The sequence below is a fragment of the uncultured Roseibium sp. genome, assembly GCF_947499295.1.
Lineage (GTDB): Bacteria > Pseudomonadota > Alphaproteobacteria > Rhizobiales > Stappiaceae > Roseibium.
In genome coordinates this window covers 109,328-130,370 of sequence record NZ_CANMNP010000008.1, presented here as the reverse complement: position 1 = coordinate 130,370, position 21,043 = coordinate 109,328, and the positions used below count along the sequence as shown (strand labels likewise).

Sequence of the window (21,043 nt, the reverse complement as noted above, 5' to 3'; positions counted from 1 at the left end):
CCTGGGGCTGCCGCCATGCTTGTCTCGTTTCAAGTAATCGGCTGGTTCATTGCCCTTCTCAAGGCCTGGCCTTTAACGCTGGCTCAAACAGCAGGACACATTTATGACCGACTACATTGTCAAGGATATGGGGCTCGCCGACTGGGGCCGCACCGAGATTGAAATTGCCGAACACGAAATGCCGGGCCTGATGGCTTGCCGTGCTGAATTCGGTGAAAGCAAACCGCTCAAGGGCGCTCGTATCGCCGGGTCATTGCATATGACCATCCAGACAGCGGTATTGATCGAAACGCTGGTCGCACTGGGTGCTGAAGTTCGCTGGGCGTCCTGCAACATCTATTCCACGCAGGACCAGGCAGCAGCAGCCATTGCAGCAGCAGGTGTTCCGGTTTTCGCCATCAAGGGCGAAACGCTGGAAGAATACTGGGATTATGCCGACAAGATCTTCGACTTCCCCGAAGGTGCGAACATGATCCTCGATGATGGCGGCGACGCAACGCTGTACATCCTTCTTGGCGCGCGAGTTGAGGCCGGAGAAACAGGTCTCATTGAAAATCCGACTTCTGAAGAAGAAGAATGCCTCTTTGCGCAGATCAAGAAGCGCATGGCTGCAAACCCGGGCTGGTTCACGAAGCAAAAGAGCCTGATTCAGGGCGTTTCGGAAGAAACCACAACCGGTGTTCTGCGTCTTTACGAAATGCAGAAAAACGGCTCCTTGCCGTTCCCGGCGATCAACGTCAATGACAGTGTCACCAAATCCAAGTTCGACAACCGCTACGGTTGCCGCGAATCTTTGGTCGACGGTATCCGCCGCGGCACCGACGTCATGATGTCCGGCAAGGTTGCCGTGGTCTGCGGTTATGGCGATGTCGGCAAGGGTTCTGCCCAGTCACTGGCTGGCGCGGGTGCACGCGTGATCGTCACTGAAATCGACCCGATCTGTGCATTGCAGGCGTCCATGGACGGATTTGAAGTCAAGACCATGGAGCAGGCGCTGCCGGAAGGCGACATTTATGTTACCGCAACCGGAAACAAGGACATCATCACCTTTGACCACATGCGTGGCATGAAGGACATGGCGATCGTCTGTAACATTGGCCACTTCGACAACGAGATCCAGGTTGCCGCTTTGAAGAACACAAAGCTTCGCCCGGTCAAGGATCAGGTGGACATGTACGAGTTTCCGGATGGCAAGCGGATGATCCTTCTGTCGCAGGGACGTCTGGTGAACCTCGGCAATGCAACCGGCCACCCGAGCTTCGTGATGTCTGCAAGCTTTACCAACCAGGTTCTGGCGCAGATCGAGCTCTTCACCAAAGGCAACGCGTACAAGAACGAAGTTTATGTGCTGCCCAAGCACCTGGACGAGAAGGTCGCTCGCCTGCACTTGGAAAAACTTGGTGTCACGTTAACTGAATTGTCCGACGAGCAATCCCAATATCTGGGGATTAATAAGGCTGGTCCGTTCAAGTCAGAACACTACAAGTACTGATTTTCGATTGGAGATACACTAGATGTAGTGATCGCCTCGATTCGGTGCTGTGAACAAAAAAATGCAGGACCCTTCAATTTGAAGGGTCCTGTTAACTTTTCAGCAACGGACTCTTCTGCGTGATTCTCAAAAAGGTTATGGTTTAAGCGAATCAAAGGCCAAGAGGCAGATGTCTTTGATTTGCTCCCAGAATCCGGGAGCTGCAGCCCGCAAAAAACGGGTCAAGGCGGCACTAAGGGGATCATAAGATGCCGAAAGGCAGCAGGGACGGCGCGCGATCACGCGCGACGTGGCGAGATTGGAGTCCGAAAACAGTTGCGCTTGGTGGTACGGCGTTGACGGCCTTTGGCTTGTCCAGCGTTCCGGCCTCAGCCGACATGCTCGCCGACACCGCCGCTGCAATCAATCCCGGTGCAATGATCCTGTTTGGTGCATTTGGTGGCATCTGCGCATTTGCCGTAACCGCTGCCATCGCACTTGTCCGCCATCGTAAGCAGTCGGCCCAGATTACCAGTGCATTGGAAAAGGAAAAGAGCGACCTCAAGTTCCGGGTAGACCGGCTTGAAGCCATGCTCAACACCGATGAACAGCGGGTGATTGTTTGGACCGGCAATGGTGCAATGCCTCAGATTTGGGGCATCCTCCCCGAAACATCCGGTGTTCCGCGTCCTCCGGCGCAATTGCTGGCCTTCGGCAGTTGGCTGACAGCCAAATGCGCGGGTGATCTGGAAAGGCATCTGGATCTGTTGTTCCGGACGGGAGAAGCCTTCACCACGACATTGAAGACCCGGACCGGCAGCTATGTCGAGGCGCTTGGCCGTACGACGGGCGGTGCTGTGGTGCTTCGGTTACGTGATCTGACAGGCGAACGGCAAATGCAAGCCGAGCTTGCTGCACGCAACGCCAAGATTTCGGGCGAGCTGCATATGCTGCACGCATTGCTTGACGCCATGCCGGCACCTGCCTGGCAAAGAGATGCCGAGGGCAATCTGATCTGGGCAAACGCGGCCTATGCAGAGGCGGTCGAGATGCCGACGGCAGATGCAGCCGTTAAGAAGGGGGCCACTTTCCTTGATGCGGCAGCCCGCACCGCTATGGCTGTGAAGCGAACAGAGGACGGTTGCTTTTCAGCCCGCATTCCAATTGTGGCGTCTGGTGAACGCCGCGTCTTCGAAGTTACTGATGTCAATGCGAATGTCGGTGGGGCCGGTATTGCCGTGGACATCAGTGAGCTGGAGCAGTCCCGCAAGGAAATGGGCCGTGCCGAAGAATTTCATGGCCGGACACTTGACCAACTGGCGGCCGCTGTCGCGATATTCAGCAGCGATCGAAAACTGCAATTCTACAATGCCGCGTTCCGTCAGCTATGGGACCTGGACCCGTCCTTCCTGGAAGGCCAGCCGGAAGACGGTGCCGTACTCGACGCACTCCGGGCCGCACGCAAGCTGCCCGAACAGGCCGACTACCGGGTCTGGCGCAACAAGATGCTGGAGAGCTACCAGTCTCTTGAAGCGCGGGAAAGCTGGTGGCACCTGCCCGATGGACGCACCTTACGCGTGATCGCCAATCCGCATCCGCAAGGCGGCGTCACTTATATCTATGAGAACGTGACTGAGCAGCTGGATCTGGAAAGCCGGTACAATGCGCTCACAAGGGTTCAGGGCGAAACGCTCGACAATCTGTCTGAAGCTGTTGCCGTGTTCGGCTCGGACGGGCGCCTTCGACTTTGGAACCCTGCATTCGGCCGCATTTGGGGCCTTGAAGAAGACCAACTGGCGGAACTTCCACATGTGAAAGAAGTTGTTTCAGCCTGTGTTCTGAGCGACACGGAACAAGAGGCTTGGGATCTGCTTGCCGGCAACGTCACCGGCCTTCTGGACAACCGCACTCAAAATGTCAGCCGTCTTGAGCGGCACAATGGTGACGTTCTGGATTACGCCACGGTACCTCTGCCGGACGGTGGCACGCTTGTCACTTTCGTCGACGTGACCGATAGCGTGAATGTCGAGCGGGCGCTGCTTGAAAAGAACGAGGCTCTGCAGCAGGCAGACCAGATCAAAAACGCCTTCATCCAGCATGTGTCATATGAGCTGCGTTCGCCGCTGACGAACATCATCGGATTTGCCCAGCTTCTGGCCGATCCGAAATTTGGCGAACTTTCCGAAAAGCAGGGCGAATACGCGGAATATATCCAGTCTTCATCCTCTGCACTGCTCGCCATCATCAACGATATTCTTGATCTGGCTACGCTCGATGCCGGTATCATGGAATTGGACCTCGGTGAGGTTGACGTCGCCTCAACGGTCTCTGCGGCGGTTGAAGGGTTGAAGGACCGGATCGCCGAAGCAAAGATCAATCTGCGGACGCAGGTCCCTGCCGACATCGGCATGATGATCGCCGACGAAAAACGGCTGCGTCAGGTCCTGTTCAATCTGATTGCCAACGCCGTTCGCTATTCTGAGGAAAACGGTGTCGTCGATGTCAGCTGCAGCCGTGAAGACGATACGGTGAAATTCATCGTCAAGGACCATGGCTACGGTATTCCGGCCGAAATCCTGACACAGGTCTTCAATCGGTTTGTCGGTCACGACACAGGCGCACGGCGACAGGGTGCGGGCCTTGGTCTTGCCATCGTCAAGAGCTTCGTGGAACTCCACGGAGGCTCTGTTGAGATCGATTCCGATGAAGGCAATGGCACGACGGTCACATGTGCTTTCCCGGCTCGGCCTGAACAGGCGGACCAGGCCGCTGCCGAATAGATCGCTGGCCAGAGAGCAAACATGGCAGATCACCAGCTGCGGTCCATTCCAGACTTTTTTCTTGAACTGACGATTGCCGACGAAGCGAATACGCAGCGCCTGGCAAATGATCTGGCCGTGGTCTTGGGAACCGGCGATGTTGTCTGCCTCTCAGGAGACCTGGGGGCTGGCAAGTCGACGCTGGCGCGCGCACTTGTCCGTTCCCTCGCAAACGATCCGGAGCTGGAAGTACCAAGTCCGACTTTTACGCTCGTTCAGACATATGAGTTCGATCGGTTCGACCTGTCACATTTTGATCTTTACCGCCTTGAAGAAGCCGAAGAACTTGAAGAGCTGGGTCTCGATGATCTTTTGGAAACCGGGGCGGCATTGATTGAGTGGCCGGAGAAGGCAGGGGAACTCTTGCCGGAAAAAGCCCTATGGATCCAGATCACCCAGCCCGATGAGGCCGAGGACAAACGTGTGTTCCGGTTTCACGCCTCGGACCCGTCCTGGCAGGATCGAATTCGGGAAACGCACGAGATCAGGGCTTTTCTGGAACAGTCTTCGTTCCCAGGCGCTGAACGGCGGTTCCTGGCTGGCGACGCATCGTTACGGACCTTCGAAACGGTTACCACGAATGACAGCTCGGCTGTGCTGATGCGCTGGCCGTTTCACCAGAACACGCTCGCTCAAAGCGTCTCCAACTATATGGAGCGAGTCCACTTGGCACAGGATTGCCGCTCTGTTCTGGCGATTGGAACGGAACTCAGTGACCGCGGTTTTCGGGCGCCAAGGGTCTACAAAGCTGAGCCTGAAAAGGGGCTCGTCCTGGCTGAGGATCTGGGCCGCGACACCATTGTCATGAACGGTGCTCCAGTCTCGGAACGGTATTACGCCGCCGTTGAAGTTCTGGCACGAATGCATGGTGAGACTTGGCCAAGATCAATTCCGGTTGAGGGAAACCGGACCTACCAGGTACCTGGCTATTCATCCGAGGCATTGATCACCGAAGCGTCGCTCTTTCTGGATTGGTATGTTCCCGAAAAGACCGGCCGGGCGATTGACGACACCGTGCGGGCGTCATTTGAAGGCCTATGGCGCAAGACGTTGCGATCCATATCCTCTGCGCAACTTGGTTGGGTTTTACGCGATTTTCATTCGCCCAACCTGCTTTGGCAGCGGGACGCAAGCGGAACCGACCGGATCGGCCTGATCGATTTTCAGGATACGGTCTTCGGTCCGGTGGCTTATGATGTTGCGTCACTGCTGCTCGATGCCCGAACGGATATCAGTCAAGATCTGGAATCAGCCCTATTTGATGCTTATGTCTCGTTGAGGGAAAATCAGTCGCAGGGTTTTGACAAGGTTGGGTTCTCCGCCGCTTATTCGGTGCTGGCAGCACAGCGGATTTCCAAAATCATCGGCATCTTCGTCAGGCTGGCCAGGCGGGACGGCAAGCCGGCTTATTTGAGCCATTTGCCGCGTATGCTAGGCTATCTCGACCGGGTGCTCGACAGGCCGAATCTGTCGGAATTGAAAGACTGGTACAACGGTTTCCGGCATTGAACCTGCAATGGTGCGATGCCGGCCTACTATCAATTGAGCATGATCCATGACCAACACACGGTTCCGTCCATCGAAAGCCATGATCCTGGCAGCAGGTCTCGGCAAACGCATGCGTCCTTTGACGGCAACGACGCCGAAACCGCTCATTGAGGTGAATGGTCAGGCATTGATCGATCATGGCATGGACCGGCTGTCGGCAGCAGGTGTGAAGACATGTGTCGTCAATGTCCATTATCTGGCTGATCTTGTCGAGGTGCATGTGCGCCGACGCCAGGATATGGATATCCTCATTTCCGATGAACGCGAACAACTCCTGGAAACGGGAGGCGGCATCAAGAAAGCCTTACCGCTGCTTGGCGAAGAACCGTTTTTCCAGTTGAATGCCGACACCTGCTACTGGATTGAAGGGGTAAAACCCAACCTGGAACACATGATCGATGCCTGGGATGAAACCCGCATGGATGCGTTGCTGCTTGTCGCCGAAACGGTGAAGTCGGTCGGATATGGCGGGCGCGGTGACTTTGACATGGCGAAGGATGGTGCGTTGACCCGCCGTCTTGAAAAGGGCGTGACTCCCTTCGCTTATGCCGGCGCTACCATCCTGCATCCGCGTCTCTTTGAAGGTGCACCGGAAGGCCCGTTTTCGATGAACAAGCTCTTTGACCGGGCCATTGAAAATGGTCGTCTGTTCGGTGTGCAGATGGAAGGGCTCTGGCTTCATATCGGAACGCCGGAAGCGATCCATGCGGCGGAATATGCAGTGCGCGAGAGCGCGGCTTGACGAATGGGTGAAAGACCGCGCCTCTTCACCGTTCCATCCTCCGTTCCATTTCTGAAAACGCTGGTAGACACGCTCGTCGACGGATCTCTTTTGCCTGGATTTCTTCCGGTTGATGACCCATTGCTTCTGCCCAAGGTCACCCTCTACCTGCCAACGCGTCGTGCGGCCAGGCTCCTGCCGGAACTGTTTCAGCAAAAATTTGGCGGCAAACCTGTTCTCTTGCCTGTCATCCGTCCGGTTGGAGATGCTGATGAAGACGTCCAGGGCCTGAGTGGTGATGCCGATCTGGAGCCGTTGCCGCCCGCCATGCCGCTCCTGGAGCGGCATCTGGCAATGACGCGGCTGGTGAAAGCCTGGAAGGGCATGCTGCGCCGGGAGGCGCTGAGCTTGCGTTCCGATGAACCGCTGGGTTTGCCGGCATCGACTGCCGACGCGGCCTGGCTCGCCGCAGATCTTTTGACATTGATGGACGAAGTGGAAACGGAAGAGGCGGACTGGTCCGGACTGGGTGGGCTGGTTCCAGAGGATCATGCGCGTTACTGGCAGATTACCCTGGACTTTCTTCAAATCGTTCAAACGGCCTGGCCGGCACTTCTGGCAGAGTTGGGCAGAATGGACCCGAAAGCGCGCCGCTCGACACTGATCAGGAGAGAAGCCGAACGCCTTAGGTCGACTGTGCAAAAGGGGCCTGTCATTGTTGCTGGTGTCACCGGCTCAGTACCCGCAACCGCGGAACTTCTGAAAGTCGTCGCAGGACTGGACCAGGGTGTCATTGTGCTGCCTGGCCTCGATCATCATCTTGATGAACGATCATGGGCAGCACTCGGGGAACGTCAGGCACCGGCGCTCGACCGCAGCGGGGCTGCCAAGCCTGCATCGATACTGCCGTCTCATCCGCAATATTCGCTCAAGCAACTATTGATCCGGCTGAAGGCGTCACGGGCCGATGTAATTCCACTGCGCAGCGCCAGAACACCAGAGTTGCAGCTGCGCGAAGAGCTGGTCTCCGAGGCTCTCCGTCCAGCGGATACATCTGACGGATGGACACAATATCTTCAGCAGCGACCAGAGCAAGAGCGGGCGAAAGCGTTGCGGGACGTCGCAATTCTGACCGCTCGCAATGAAGCCGATGAAGCCTTGAGCGTTGCCATTGCCTTGCGGGAAGCGATTGATCTTGGTCATAAAGCGGCATTGATTTCTGCGGACAGGATGCTGACCCGGCGCGTTGCCGCCGAGTTGGCACGCTGGAACGTTCAGGTGGATGACAGTGCGGGCCGGCCCCTGGACCAGACTGCGCCTGCAGTATTGGCGATCCTTGCGGCAAAACTGGCGTTGGAGGGGTGCGATCCGATCGACCTTTTGGCTCTTCTCAAACACCCTCTTGCGCGGCTTGGCTTGAAAGCGAAGGACATTCGTTCCGCTGCACGCGCGCTTGAACGTGGTGTTCTGCGCGGACCAAGAGCGCGCCCCGGCACTGCGGGTTTGAAGCTTGCCGTTGAGGTCAGTCGGAAAGCGGCTGCCAACGCATCGCATGTGCCGCGCTGGAAGAAGATCCATGATGAAGACTGGGACGTCATCGCGGGCCTGGTGGATCGTCTCTCCACAGCTCTTGAGCCGCTGGAGGAGATTGCAAACAGCTCCAAACCGCTGGACGTCACAGAACTTGCCAGAAGGCATGTGGATATTTTGCAGGCAGTTGCCGTGGATGAAGCCGGGTCTGTAGATGAATTGTTCGCCGGCGAAGCCGGGGAAGCGCTCGCCGGATTCTTGACAGGCTTGCTGGACGCCGGATCAAGCGGTCTTGAAATCGTGCCGCGTGAATGGTCCTCCGTGCTGCCTGCGCTGATGTCTGGCGAAGCTGTCCGGCGGCGCGTGCCCGGCGATCTGCGCGTTCAGATTTTGGGTCCGATGGAGGCCCGGCTGCAGTCATTCGATTTTGCCGTTTTAGGTGGCTTGAACGAAGGTGTCTGGCCGCAACGGACCAGAAACGATCCTTGGCTGAATCGGCCGATGAAAAGAGACATGGGGCTGGAACCGCCGGAGCGCCGGCTAGGTGCCGCAGCCCACGATTTTTCGCAAGGACTTGGGGCTGGACGTGTCCTTCTGACGCGCGCCGCCAGAGCCGACGGGGCACCGACTGTTGCGTCTCGCTGGCTCCAGCGGCTGACGACTTTGGCCGGGCCCAATATTGCCCGTGTCATGGAGCAGCAGGGCGCTCGCTATACGTCCCTGGCAGGCCGTCTTGATCGACCGCCGGGAAACGTCACACCCGCCGCAAGGCCAAGGCCATGCCCACCGCTCGCTGCGCGGCCGAAGTCTCTTTCGATCACCGAGATCGAGCGTCTCATCCGGGATCCCTATGCGGTTTTCGTCCGTCATGTACTGGATCTCCAGCCCGTAGAGCCGATTGGTGGTGAACCGGGAGCTGCGGACAAAGGCAATCTTGTCCACGATGCCTTGGCGAACTTTCTGGCGAGCTGGAAAGGCCCCTTCGACAGCAGCGCCATCGAGGCCCTTCTGGAGATTGGGGAAGAACTCTTCCAGCCGCTGGATGCATTTCCTGCCATACGTGCTCTGTGGTGGCCGCGGTTCCAGCGCATCGCAGCGGGATTTGTCGGATACGAAGCAATCCGGTCTCAGACATTGGAAAAACGGTATCTGGAAATTGGCGGTGGTGTTGACCTGAAGCTTCCAGGGTTTGAGTTCCGGTTGCGTGGCCGCGCTGACAGGATTGACCTCCTGGAGGGAGGAGGTCTGGCCGTCATCGACTACAAAACCGGGCAGGTGCCGTCGCAGAAGCAGGTTGATGCGCTTCTGGCTCCGCAATTGCCTCTTGAAGCCGCGATGATCAAACGTTTCGGGTTCAAGGATGTTCCGGCAGACGCGCCGTTGACCGAATTGCTTTATCTGCAGCTGAAGGGTGGCCTGGAACCGGTCATAGAAGTCCTGCGCAATCCGAAAGACCTTGAACTGGCAGATCTTGCGGAAGACGCATGGATGCGCCTTGAACAGCTCATTGCGCATTATGCCGATGAAAAGACGGGCTATCTGTCACGCGCAAGAGTGATGCGCGGCCGACAGATGGACGGCGATTTCGATCACCTGGCGCGCACGCAGGAATGGGCTCTCGGCGGAGACGATCCGGCATGAGCGGCGTTGACATCCCCCAGCTGACGAAAGAGCGGCAGGACCGCGCCTCGAGACCCAGGGCCTCGGCCTGGGTGAGTGCCAATGCCGGTTCCGGCAAGACCTTCGTGCTTTCCCGCCGTGTTGTTCGATTGCTGTTGGACGGTACGGATCCAAGCCGCATTCTTGCGCTGACCTTCACCAAGGCAGCGGCTGCCGAAATGGCGACACGCGTCTTCAAGATCCTTGGAGAATGGGTAACAATCGAAGACGAAGCGCTTGCGCGTGAACTTGAGGAGATCGAGGGCCGAAAGCCCAGTGCCGCGCGCCTGGCGCTTGCACGCAGGTTGTTTGCCAAAGCACTGGAAACGCCGGGCGGTCTGAAAATCCAGACCATTCACGGCTTTTGCGAAGCGTTGTTGCACCAGTTTCCGCTTGAAGCCAATGTTGCCGGGCATTTTGCGGTTTTGGACGACCGGATTGCCAGCGAGTTGATGGCCGAAGCCCGGGCGGTTGTTCTGCATAAGGCCGAGATGGAACCGGCAAGTGCGTTTGGGACCGCCCTGAATTCCGTCATTGACCTCATGAGCGACGGCGGGGCTCAGAAAGCTCTGGATGAACTTATTCAGAACCGGGACGCTTTTCGTCGCTGGACGGTTGATGCCGGGGATCTTGAAAAGGCGATCGCGGAATTAGCCGGTTTGCTGGAGGTGGATCCAACTGCACGGCTTGATCTTTTTGACCTTCGGTTCAAGAGCGAGTGCAGTCTCGATTTGAATAGCTGCCTCAGTTATGCCGAAGCGTTGAACACCGGTGCAAAGACAGATCAGGCACGCGCTGCGGATATTGTTGCTGCGGCAAGGCTCGAAAACACGTCCGCTTTTCGTGAAGCCTGGTTGCCTGTTTTCCTGACGGCCAAGTTTGAGCCGCGCAAGTCCCTCGCCACAAAGAAGATCACAGCTGGTTTTCCTAACGTGATTGATGCCTTGAATGCGGAGCAGGCAAGACTTCTGTCGCTTCTGGCCGAGCGCCGCAAGGTGGCGACCTATGAGGGGACCAAGTCCCTTTTGCATCTTGCCGATGCCGTGATCCGCCACTACGAACTTGCAAAAACGGCCAGAGGGTATCTCGATTTCGAAGATCTTGTGGTCAAGACGGCGACGCTTTTGAGGAAGTCGGACGCCGCCCAGTGGGTACAGTACAAGCTGGATCAGGGTCTTGATCACATCCTTGTCGATGAAGCACAGGATACCAGCCCGCGTCAGTGGGAAGTCGTCCAGGAACTCGCATCGGAGTTTTTTGCAGGCAGCGGCGCTCACGAGAGAACGCGGACGCTCTTTGCCGTTGGTGACGAAAAACAGTCCATCTATTCGTTCCAGGGTGCGGTTCCTGCCTATTTCGATGCAATGCGCCGGGCATTTTCGCAAAAGGCAGCGGCGGCAGAGCAGGAGTTTCATTCAGTCAATTTGCAGCTTTCCTTCCGTTCCACACCGGACGTGCTTGGCGCGGTCGACAAGGTGTTTGACGAGGAAACGGCCTACCGGGGCCTTTCACAGATAGCCGAGGCCCCGAAGCATGAGGCGATCCGCAGGGATCCGGGCATTGTCGATTTATGGCCGCTGGAAGCAGAAACGGAGATTGCAGAACCCGATGATTGGCGAAGGCCTATAGACCATGTCGGTTCCGACAATCCGATGCTGAAGGTCGCCGGCCGAATTGCCGGTGAAATTTCCGGGTGGATGCGCGACGGGACCGCAGATCCCGGCGATGTCATGATCCTTGTGCGCAAGCGTGGACCCTTTGTTGAAGCACTCAACCGAGAACTGAAACGACTGGGCATTCCGGCGGCCGGTAGCGACAGGTTGGTTCTGACGGATCATATCGCCGTCAAGGATCTTTCGGCGCTCGGGCGTTTCTTGCTTTTGCCGGAAGACGATCTTTCGCTTGCCGCGGTACTCAAAAGCCCACTCTTTGGTCTTGTCGATGAGGATCTTCTGGAAATTGCCCGGGAAAGTGCGGCAGATATTCGCCCCGGTACACTTTGGCAGATGCTCGTCAAACGCTCTGACACCTCGGAAAAATGGCAAGGTGTGCGAGCTCGCCTGGAGGAGTGGCGTTCGCGGGCCGACTTCGTTCCTCCTTATGAATTCTATGCCAGGCTTTTGGGTGCTGACGGAGGCCGTCAGGCCTTCCGAGCGCGGCTGGGGGTCGAAGTTGATGATGTGCTTGACGAGTTTCTGGCCCTGACAGTTGCGTACGAACAGGCGGCGGCGCCCGGACTGGAAGGTTTTTTGGCCTGGATGGCTGCGGCCCCGACCGAAATCAAGCGCGAGCTGACAAACACCAAGGGCATGGTGCGGATCATGACGGTGCACGGTTCAAAGGGACTGGAGGCGAGGATTGTTATTCTGGTTGATCCGGGTGCTGCGCCCGTCAGTGCCATTCACGACCCAGCGTTTTTGCCGCGCAAACGTCTTGGCAACGACCTGATGCCACCTGCCCTGGTCTGGTTGCCCTCGAAAGCCGATCGAACAGCCTGGCACGACGAGGCAATCGACGACCTCAGGCAGGCGCAGGAAGAAGAATACCGGCGCCTGCTTTACGTCGCCCTGACGCGAGCAGAAGACCGATTGATCGTATGCGGCTGGGAGCCCAAACGCGGTGCTCACGAAAACTGCTGGTATTCGCTGGTCAGCAGGGCCTTGAAACCTGATGCGCGCGAATTGGTCGATGCATCGGGTGAGACAAGCGGGTGGCGTTGGCAAAAAAGCAAGTCGGAACCGACAGCTGACAACAAGACTGGGCAGGCCAAAGCGGACGAGGAGGCTGCGACAGGTGAGGAGCTTCCCATTTGGCTGACGACGCAGGTCCGCGCGTTGCCGAAAAAAAAGAGGCTGCAGCCATCTCGCGCCTTTGAAGCGATGGAAGAAAAACAGGGGATTGACCCGATCCCGGCCCTGGCACGTCTTCAGGCAGGCCGGCAGCCACAATCCTGGCCGCTGGAGCGGGGACGGCTCATCCACCGTCTGTTGGAACTGCTACCTGACCTGAATAGGGAAGACCGGCTACCGGCTGCGGACAACTACCTTAACCAGGCGCTGAAGCCTGAATTTGCGGCTTTTCGAAACCGTCTGCTCAACGAGATCGATGACATTCTCTCCAACAGCGACTTCGAACCTCTGTTCGCCGGCAGTGCACTTGCCGAAGTTCCCCTGGTCGGGACGATTCGCGCTGCGAACGGAACGGAAGTGGAGATATCCGGACAGATCGACCGATTGCTGGTTGAGGATAACAGGGTCGTGATTGTGGATTACAAAACCAACTTCAATCCGCCGGATCGGGTCGAGGAAATTCCACTTGAATATCGCGCACAGCTTTGTGTTTACAGGGAAATGCTGAAACAGATTTATCCGGAAACAGTCGTTTCCGCGTGTCTTCTCTGGACATCAAAACCCGAGTTGATGGAGATTCCGGCCCACATACTCGATGAGACATTCGCCGGTTTGCGTCCCGATGGCACATCCGCTTGACGGAGGCCGCATCGCTTCCTACGTTCTTGCCAACTGATACACCTGCATCGTGTAGGTGTTTTGCTCCGAACCACGAGATCCTGTTATGGCTACCACTCAAGTTACCGATGCTTCCTTTGAAACCGAAGTTCTGAATTCCGACGCGCCGGTTGTTGTCGACTTTTGGGCCGAATGGTGTGGCCCTTGCAAAATGATTGCCCCTGCACTTGAAGAAATCTCCGAGGAAATGGGCGAACAGGTCAAGATCACCAAGCTCAATATCGACGAAAACCAGGACATGGCGATGAAGTACGGTGTCCGTTCGATCCCGATGCTGATCCTGTTCAAGGGCGGTGAGCCGATGGCGACGCAAGTTGGTGCCGCTCCGAAGGCCAAGCTCTCCGACTGGATCAAGAGCGCTCTTTGAAACCACCACTTTGCGGACAGGCCCGGGTTCCCTGGGTGCATTTGGCGGATAAGCTGATGCTTGTCCGCCAAAACGCTTTGAAATGGGCGGCAAGTGGTTCTATAAGCATCCGCAAACAGTCAGAGCAAACGGAACATCCATGAGCGACGAAAACAAAACCCCGGAAGAACAGCCGGAAGAGGCGTCACCGGGCGCCGAAGCTGCAGAAAAGCAGTCTGATACGGTCGAAGAGACTGCCGCAGATCCGGTCGAAGTTCTGAACGCTGAAAATGCCGAGTTGAAAGACCGGGCTCTCAGGACGATGGCCGAGATGGAAAATCTACGCCGCCGGACCGAAAAAGAGATCAAGGACGCCCGGCAGTATGCAGTATCCGGCTTTGCACGCGACATGCTGACAGTGTCTGACAATTTGCGCCGCGCACTCGAGGCCCTGCCGGAAGAAGATCGCCGCAATGCAGATGCCGGTGTTGCCTCCCTGATCGAAGGCGTTGAGATGATCGAGCGGGATCTTCTCAATCAGCTTGAAAAGAACGGCGTCAAGAAGCTGACCCCTGAAGGTCAGAAATTCGACCCGAATTTTCACCAGGCCATGTTCGAGGTTCCAAACACGGAAGTACCGAACAACACGGTTGTCCAGGTCGTTCAGGCCGGATACGTGATCGGTGAAAGGGTCTTGCGCCCTGCTATGGTCGGGGTTTCCAAAGGTGGTCCCAAGGACGTCGCCCAGGCGGCGGCTGCCTCTGAAGAAGCAGGCCAAACTGTCGACAAGAGCGCCTGAACGCGACATAGATGCAGAATGAATGAGCCGTTCCCAAACCTGGGAGCGGCTTTTTTCATTTCTTGCGCATTATGCGCTGCTGATGACCACTCCGGTCTGAACGGACCAAGCATCAGGTCTTGACGCCGCAGTGTCAAACCCGGAAGAAGTGAAAACCAACACCGGGGGCGTAAATGCTTTTTCAAATTCTGGACTATCTTGGCGTTGCCGTTTTCGCTGTAACCGGTGGTATTGTTGCGTCTCGCAAGCAGCTGGATTTCATTGCGTTTCTCTTCTTCGCAACGTTAACCGGGATCGGAGGCGGTACACTGCGCGACCTGTTGTTGGGTGTGCCGGTTTTCTGGGTGGTCAACGAAACCTACGTGTTGGTTTGCCTGATTGTCAGTGTCTTCGTCTGGTTCTTTGCGCACTGGCTCGAGCGGCTGAGCAAACCCCTCAGATGGGTTGATGCCGTCGGTGTTGCCGCCTATTCGGTCATGGGTGCAGCAAAGGCCTTGTCCGTCGGAGACACGATCCTGGTGGCGATCCTGATGGGTGTTTCAACGGCAACTTTCGGCGGTATTCTGCGAGACACGATTGCCGGGGAGCCGCCATCGATCGTCAAGCCTGAAATTTATGTCAGTGCAGCTTTTGCAGGCGCGAGTTGCTTTGTGCTCTTGGCTCAGTTCGATGTTCCAAACGCTTTGGCTGCCGGTTTTGCAGCACTTCTCGCCCTGGGCTTGCGCGGCGGCGCGATCCTTTATGGATGGAAACTACCAGGGTACAGAAGCAGCGCTGAGCGGTAAGACTGAAGGTGGATGACCACTACAGTACTTTACCATCGTTGCAGGCAATAGCATTTTTTTTTGGAAAATGAGCCCCTTAAAAAGGACAAAAGCCGGTTCCCACGAACCGGCTTTTCGCCTTGTGCCTAGTAAACAAGCCCGAATGTCGCGGAAACGTAAAAGATCGTTCCGAGCGCGACGACTGGGAGGCTTGCCGAATATGCAAGTGTCGTCAACATGTCTTGCTCCTTTGCAAAACGACAAATCGAAAGCGTGTCCGATTGTGAGTTTTCTACCCGTTTAAGGACACACGCTCCCAAGGTCTCCCCCTGCTGCGACTAGATTTGGTGTTCATTGGTTGAAGTTCCAGAGGTCACGACCTCAAAAAAATGTGTGTTGCCAGTGCATAGTCCGCAACGGCTGTCCGGTTGCCATGAAGAAACAGTGTTCTCTGACCGTAATACCGCCGTCCGGCTTTGTTGCCCTGGGTGAGATCCTTCAAGTCCGCTGCCCACTCCAAATGCGTCAGCGGCGGGGACTTCAGGTCTGTTGTGAACAGCCTGCCCTCCTCCTGCAGATCGGTTGGAAGGCTGGCATTTGCGTCAACAACATCTATGTGGCAGCCAGCCGGTGGATCCAGATAGGTCAGATGGTGATGGTTTCCAGTGTCCTTGTCCGGTCCCGCGATGCAGATCATGTCCGCGCCTTCCTGGGCGTCGTGGATCTCTGCTGTTGTTCCGATATGAACTTTCTTGAGTGCAGGCAAGCCGGACAGGCGTTTTTGCATGTCCTTCGACGCACCGGCGAGCAGGATAGAGGTAAAATTTCTGACCGCAGCATAGGCGCAGGCGAGCCGCGGGATGAGCGGACTGTCGCCTATGATCAGCAGGCGCGATGTGTCCTCGCGAGACAGGTAACTGGCTGCCAGGGCATGGAGCCCGGCCGTGCGCCAATCAGCAAGCCGGACGCCGTCGAGCAATGCGATTGGTTGTCCGGCAGAACCGGAAAAAAGAAGATACAGGCCTGACGACTGGCCGTTTTGCTCGGGAAGTGCCAACTCGATCGAACATCCGACATAGCCGCGGCTGACGTCGCCTTGCGACGCAAAATCTGTCCAGGCCGGTTGCCAGGAGATGTTGCCGTTTTTCTGGTTGAGACGGCCAATCGCCGTAGTGCTGATCTCGGGGGCAATTGTGTTGGAACGGAACGCGCGTCTCAGTGATTCCAGAACCTGCCTGTCTTCAAGACAGGCGTCAATTTCACCGCTCGAGATGATCCTCATCTGAAAAGCCGGTGCTTAGGCCGCTGATCGGTTGCCCGGTCCTGGCAAACCCTTAACGCCGGCTGCCGATTGTGCGGCGGTGTTCATTTCGCGGAGCTGGTCGGCTTCCTTGTGCCACTTGTCGGCTTCGCGGCGTTTGACGCGGGCTTCCTTGCGCCAGCGCCCCTGCTTGGCCCATGCCCCGAGGCCGCCGACCACAATGCCGACGGCAAGGCTGGCAAAAATCACCCAGAACAATGGAATGCCCTGAATGGTCATTGCTGGATCCTGCGGATCGAATGGATTCAGGGACAGGGAAACCGTGTGCCGGTTTGCGACTGAAAGCGGCACCAGAACCACTGCAATCACAAACAAAATCACATTCCTGATGAAACGGGTCACTGGGGTCTCCCGGAATTTTCCAAATCAGAACTTGATGTTAGATGGTCCGGTACCGGCAGCGCAATCAGTCGTCGCCGTGATCCACACCATCGTTCAATCGTATACGCATTTCTTTGCCGGTTTTGAAGAAGGGAACATATTTCTCGTCCACTTCCACTTTCTGGCCGGTGCGGGGATTGCGTCCGATACGGGCGGGGCGGTTCTTTACGGAGAATGCTCCGAAGCCACGCAATTCCACCCGGTCGCCACGCATCAGAGCTTCCGTGACCTCGTCCAAGATGGCATTGACGATGTTTTCGACATCGCGCTGATACAGATGCGGGTTCTGCTCGGCGATATGCTGTACAAGCTCAGATTTGATCATGGAGAGCCCCCTCGCTTAATGATTATTGTCTGCCGCGTCTGAAGCCTGCCAAACGGATACGAGCCCGTCAAGCGTAAGACCTCGAGGAATCAGCCCCTTAGCGTCATTAATGGGATTTAGAAGCGCGGATCCGATGCCTTTTCCGAATTCGCGGGAGATCCGGGACGAGAATGGCAACTCTTCAAGGTTTTCGTTTGCCTTCCAGGTGACGACCGGCAAATCCTTGGCAACACCCTTCTCGTCGACCAGCCAGGAGATGGCCTTGTCCTCACCGCCAATGGCGTCGACCAGCTTTTCTTCCACGGCTGTGTGGCCCGTCAGGATACGGCCGTCGGCAAGTTCTCTCGCCTTGGCAGGTGACAGATCGCGGCGTTCCGCGACGAGACCGACGAACCAGTCATAGGAGTCCTTAACCAGGCTCTGCAGCATGGCGCGGGCTTCAGGTGTTGTTGGCGAATAGAAATCCGGTTCGGCCTTGAGCGGGGCGCTTTTGACGGCCTCCATCTCGACACCGACCGTTTCCATCAGCTTCTGAATATTACCGAACTGAAACAGGACACCGATCGAACCTGTTATCGTGTTGTAGCGGGCAACAATATGGTCCGAGGCAAGCGCAACCATATAGCCCGCAGACGTGCCGACCGTTCGTATTTCGGCGACGACAGGTTTCTTTTCCGACAATTCCCGAAGCGCCTGATAGAGCGCTTCGCCGCCGGTGGTGCTGCCACCTGGTGAATTGATTGATATGACCACGCCCTTGACGGCTTCCGCCTTGGCGATCCGCTCGATCATTTTCAGCGTCTTGCGATCTTCGATGATGACACCTTCGATCGGTATGCGGGCGATGTGGGCGCTTCGTTTGGAGAGACCGGATATTCCGGACACATAAACAAGGCCGCTGATCAGGGCCACGGCAATTACCACAAAGGTTGCCACCCGCCAGAAGGTTACCTTGCGCCGCAAACGACGTCTATCTACCAGCGCGTCAACATCAACTGACATGGAATTGGGGTCTCCGGATAAGATCGTATGAAACCAATAACCTAAATAGAGTGAGCGAACGAGCAATTGCAATTGCTTATCGCAACTTTCGCATCAGATTGCGGCGGTTTCGCGTAACGCGCGCGAAAATTGCCGCGAAGGGAAGCGGCACAGCTTCTAACCGGCAGCGTTTCGCACGAAGGCAACCCAGGCATAACAGACGATGAGAGAGAAGATCGTTACCGGCAGAACGTAGACGGTGAATTGCCAGAACTTAAAAGGTGCCACGCCATGTTTTTCAGCTTGCTGAACAATGATCACGTTGCTGGCAGCGCTGAGGATAAAGAGATTGCCGGCGAGCGTGGAAATGCCGGAAAGAAGCATCAAGGTCGCCGTCTCATGCCCCTCCAGAATGTTCAGGTAGATTTCCACCAGCGGAACATTTGAAAACACCTGGCTGCCGAAGAACGAAATGGAAGTGACCATCAACGGCTCACCCAGTTGGTCATGCCAGGGGCTTAGCCATTCCTGCAAGGCACCTGATTTCAGAACGGCGCCGGTCACAATGAACATGGACACGAAGAAAATCAGCGTATGCCAGTCCACTTCCTTGATCAGTTGAAACCGATGCGAAGAAAACACAAACAGCGGAATGGAGGCGACAAGACTGAGGGCTCCAAGAGGAAGGTCGGGTAGCCAGTCCGTCTCATGCGCCAAGCTGTCGGTAATGACCAGGGCGCACAACAAACCGGTTGCCAGAAGGGCTGGCCATTGACGCATATTCTGTTCGTCCGGCGTGACGTTGGAAGGGGCGTCCCCCTTTGGCGCTTTGCCAAAGCAGTACCAAAACCACAAAAGCGTAAATCCGAGAGACAGCACTGCCGGTACCGCCAGCCACTCCAGAAACGTGCCGACCGCATTGTTGAAATGCCCATCGGCGACGATCAGCAGGTTCTGGGGATTGCCCACCGGAGAAAACATGCTGCCTACCGTGACGGAGACACATAGGGCAATGAGAGGCAAGGCCGCGGCGATATTGAGGCTCGCAGCGATTGCAATTGCGATCGGTGTTCCAATGGCGGCGGCCGCATCGTTGGTGAGCACAGCAGACACGGCGGTGACGAATAAAATGAAAAAGAGCAGGATCTGGGGAACTGAACGGGTATCTGCACAAATCCAATTGCTGACTTTCTCCGAAATGCCGGAGGCAAACAAAGCATGAGAAATGGCAAACACGCCGAAAAGATAGGCAATTACGTTCCAATCGATAGCCTTCAAGGCTTCAGAAGGTGAAATAGTCCCGGTTATTAATAGAAATATTGCGCCAAAGGTCATGATCATCCAGATCTTCAGCCAGTCTGGAAGCCATTGTCGTACTGCAATCAAGAAAAATACAAATATAGATACAATTAAACTCAAAGGCATCTAATCCATCCGAATTTGTCGAACTGCCTACACTATTATGCTATTTCGAGATGTATTCAATTGCTTTACTAATTTCTGCTTGTGATGGATGGTGACTACGTTAGGCCCCTCTCATTTCAAAGGCTGGTAGCATGCAGTTGAACAGACCGTTGCTTGGAGTGAATTTTTTTGCGGGCGACGTCGTCGGCGGGATTGGGCCTTACCTGGCGATCTATCTGCTTTCCTTGCAGCACTGGTCTCCCGGTTCAATCGGGTTTGCCCTGGCAGCCGGCAGCATTGCGACCGTCGTGATGCAGTCCCCGGCCGGTGCGATAGTCGACAGCGTAACGTGGAAACGGACACTTTTGATCGGCTGCGCGATCGCCATTGCAATCAGCACGCTCGGTATCCTGGCTTTCAACGATGCCTTTGCGGTCTATACCGCACAGATCCTGATCGGGTCCGCGTCGGCATTTCTGGGGCCACTTATTGCGGCGGTTACTCTTGGTCTGGTCGGTCATGCCTATTTCACGAGGCAGACAAGTGCAAACCAGGCCTGTAACCACGCTGGCAACATGATCGCTGCGGTCCTGGCAGCCATACTCGCGCTGACTTGGTCACCGCTCGGCGTATTCTGGCTCGTGGCAGCCATGGCTTGCGGCATGATCGTATGCGCCCTGCTGATCAATAGGAACGAAATCGATCATGAACTGGCGCGCGGAGGTGTGGCTGAAGAAAAAATCGGTTCCGGTAACCCGGAAGGTATTTTGAGCCTTTTCGAAGACAGGCGGCTGCTTGTTTTTGCCATCTGCATTTTCCTGTTCCACTCAGCCAATGCCTCCATGTTGCCGCTCGTCAGTCAGAAACTGTCGTCCAACAGTGACGCGCAACACGGCATCGCCTTCACGGCGGCCTGTGTGATTGCCGCCCAGCTCGTGATGATCGTCATGGCGATCTTTTGCGGTAAGAAAGCAGATGTCTGGGGCCGCAAACCCTTGCTGCTGATCGCGTTTCTTGTGCTGCCTGTTCGGGGCATTTTGTTCAGCCAATTCGACAACACCTACGCGCTCGTTGCCATTCAGGCTCTCGATGGCGTTGCCAACGGTATATTCGCGATGGTGTTTCTGCTGGTTCTTGCAGATATCACCGCGGGAACAGGCCGCTTTAATTTCGCGCAAGGCGTCCTTGCAATGTTGATCGGAATTGGCGCATCGCTTAGCAATATTGCAGCCGAGTACATCGTTCAGTTCACGAGTTATACCGTCGGTTTTTTGACCCTTGCTGCAACCGCGAGCGTCGGCCTTGTCATCTATGTCGTGTTCATGGAAGAAACACTGGTGAAAGAAAAGCAGGCCGAACCGGACCCTGCGCCCGCCCAATAGGATGATCATTTGGGCTTTCACAAGAAAAAGCCCGCTTGATCGCGGGCTCAAGATCTTCAAGCGTG

Annotated in this window: 15 protein-coding genes; 10 read left to right on the top strand and 5 right to left on the bottom strand. The window is 56.3% G+C overall.

All coding sequences use genetic code 11. The features are described from left to right. Positions 1-103: 103 nt before the first annotated feature. The 9 genes from ahcY to Q0835_RS14355 all read left to right on the top strand — a co-directional run bounded on the left by ahcY (position 104) and on the right by Q0835_RS14355 (position 15,205). Complete coding sequence (ahcY, locus tag Q0835_RS14395; RefSeq protein ID WP_298962312.1) at positions 104-1,492, top strand: adenosylhomocysteinase; 1,389 nt, start codon at positions 104-106, stop codon at positions 1,490-1,492. Between the two features lie 248 nt (positions 1,493-1,740). Continuing rightward, a complete protein-coding gene (locus Q0835_RS14390; protein WP_298962309.1) occupies positions 1,741-4,251 on the top strand; it encodes a PAS domain-containing sensor histidine kinase in 2,511 nt (836 codons plus the stop codon). Between the two features lie 21 nt (positions 4,252-4,272). Beyond that, complete coding sequence (gene tsaE / locus Q0835_RS14385; RefSeq protein WP_298962306.1) at positions 4,273-5,799, top strand: tRNA (adenosine(37)-N6)-threonylcarbamoyltransferase complex ATPase subunit type 1 TsaE; 1,527 nt, start codon at positions 4,273-4,275, stop codon at positions 5,797-5,799. A gap of 46 nt (positions 5,800-5,845) precedes the next feature. Next, positions 5,846-6,580, top strand: coding sequence for a nucleotidyltransferase family protein (locus Q0835_RS14380; protein WP_298962303.1), 735 nt, complete (start codon positions 5,846-5,848; stop codon positions 6,578-6,580). Between the two features lie 3 nt (positions 6,581-6,583). Continuing rightward, positions 6,584-9,730, top strand: a complete 3,147-nt coding sequence (gene addB, locus Q0835_RS14375) for a double-strand break repair protein AddB (protein WP_298962301.1) — start codon at positions 6,584-6,586, stop codon at positions 9,728-9,730. Next, positions 9,727-13,236, top strand: a complete 3,510-nt coding sequence (gene addA / locus Q0835_RS14370) for a double-strand break repair helicase AddA (protein ID WP_298962298.1) — start codon at positions 9,727-9,729, stop codon at positions 13,234-13,236. The genes addB and addA overlap by 4 nt, the downstream gene beginning before the upstream one ends. A gap of 85 nt (positions 13,237-13,321) precedes the next feature. Then, positions 13,322-13,642: a thioredoxin gene (gene trxA / locus Q0835_RS14365; RefSeq protein WP_298962295.1), complete on the top strand. Its 321-nt coding sequence runs from the start codon at positions 13,322-13,324 to the stop codon at positions 13,640-13,642. A 139-nt stretch (positions 13,643-13,781) separates the two neighbouring features. Then, positions 13,782-14,420, top strand: coding sequence for a nucleotide exchange factor GrpE (grpE, locus tag Q0835_RS14360; RefSeq protein ID WP_298962292.1), 639 nt, complete (start codon positions 13,782-13,784; stop codon positions 14,418-14,420). 173 nt (positions 14,421-14,593) lie between these two features. Next, positions 14,594-15,205: a trimeric intracellular cation channel family protein gene (locus tag Q0835_RS14355; protein WP_298962289.1), complete on the top strand. Its 612-nt coding sequence runs from the start codon at positions 14,594-14,596 to the stop codon at positions 15,203-15,205. A gap of 352 nt (positions 15,206-15,557) precedes the next feature. Here Q0835_RS14355 and Q0835_RS14350 read toward each other — a convergent pair whose 3' ends face one another. The 5 genes from Q0835_RS14350 to Q0835_RS14330 form a co-directional block, all read right to left on the bottom strand. Further along, positions 15,558-16,466, bottom strand: a complete 909-nt coding sequence (locus Q0835_RS14350; RefSeq protein WP_298818913.1) for an ornithine cyclodeaminase — start codon at positions 16,464-16,466, stop codon at positions 15,558-15,560. Between the two features lie 15 nt (positions 16,467-16,481). Then, entirely contained in the window at positions 16,482-16,847 is a 366-nt protein-coding gene (locus tag Q0835_RS14345) for a LapA family protein (RefSeq protein WP_298962287.1), read from the bottom strand. 64 nt (positions 16,848-16,911) lie between these two features. Next, positions 16,912-17,211 carry an integration host factor subunit beta gene (gene ihfB, locus Q0835_RS14340; RefSeq protein ID WP_298818917.1) on the bottom strand — a complete coding sequence of 100 codons (300 nt, stop codon included), beginning with the start codon at positions 17,209-17,211 and terminating at the stop codon, positions 16,912-16,914. Between the two features lie 15 nt (positions 17,212-17,226). Further along, positions 17,227-18,213, bottom strand: coding sequence for a signal peptide peptidase SppA (sppA, locus tag Q0835_RS14335; RefSeq protein WP_152503905.1), 987 nt, complete (start codon positions 18,211-18,213; stop codon positions 17,227-17,229). 156 nt (positions 18,214-18,369) lie between these two features. Next, positions 18,370-19,617: an SLC13 family permease gene (locus Q0835_RS14330; RefSeq protein WP_298962284.1), complete on the bottom strand. Its 1,248-nt coding sequence runs from the start codon at positions 19,615-19,617 to the stop codon at positions 18,370-18,372. A 131-nt stretch (positions 19,618-19,748) separates the two neighbouring features. On the opposite strand from Q0835_RS14330, the gene Q0835_RS14325 reads away from it, so the two are divergent. Further along, positions 19,749-20,978, top strand: a complete 1,230-nt coding sequence (locus Q0835_RS14325) for an MFS transporter (protein WP_298962282.1) — start codon at positions 19,749-19,751, stop codon at positions 20,976-20,978. Positions 20,979-21,043 lie beyond the last annotated feature (65 nt).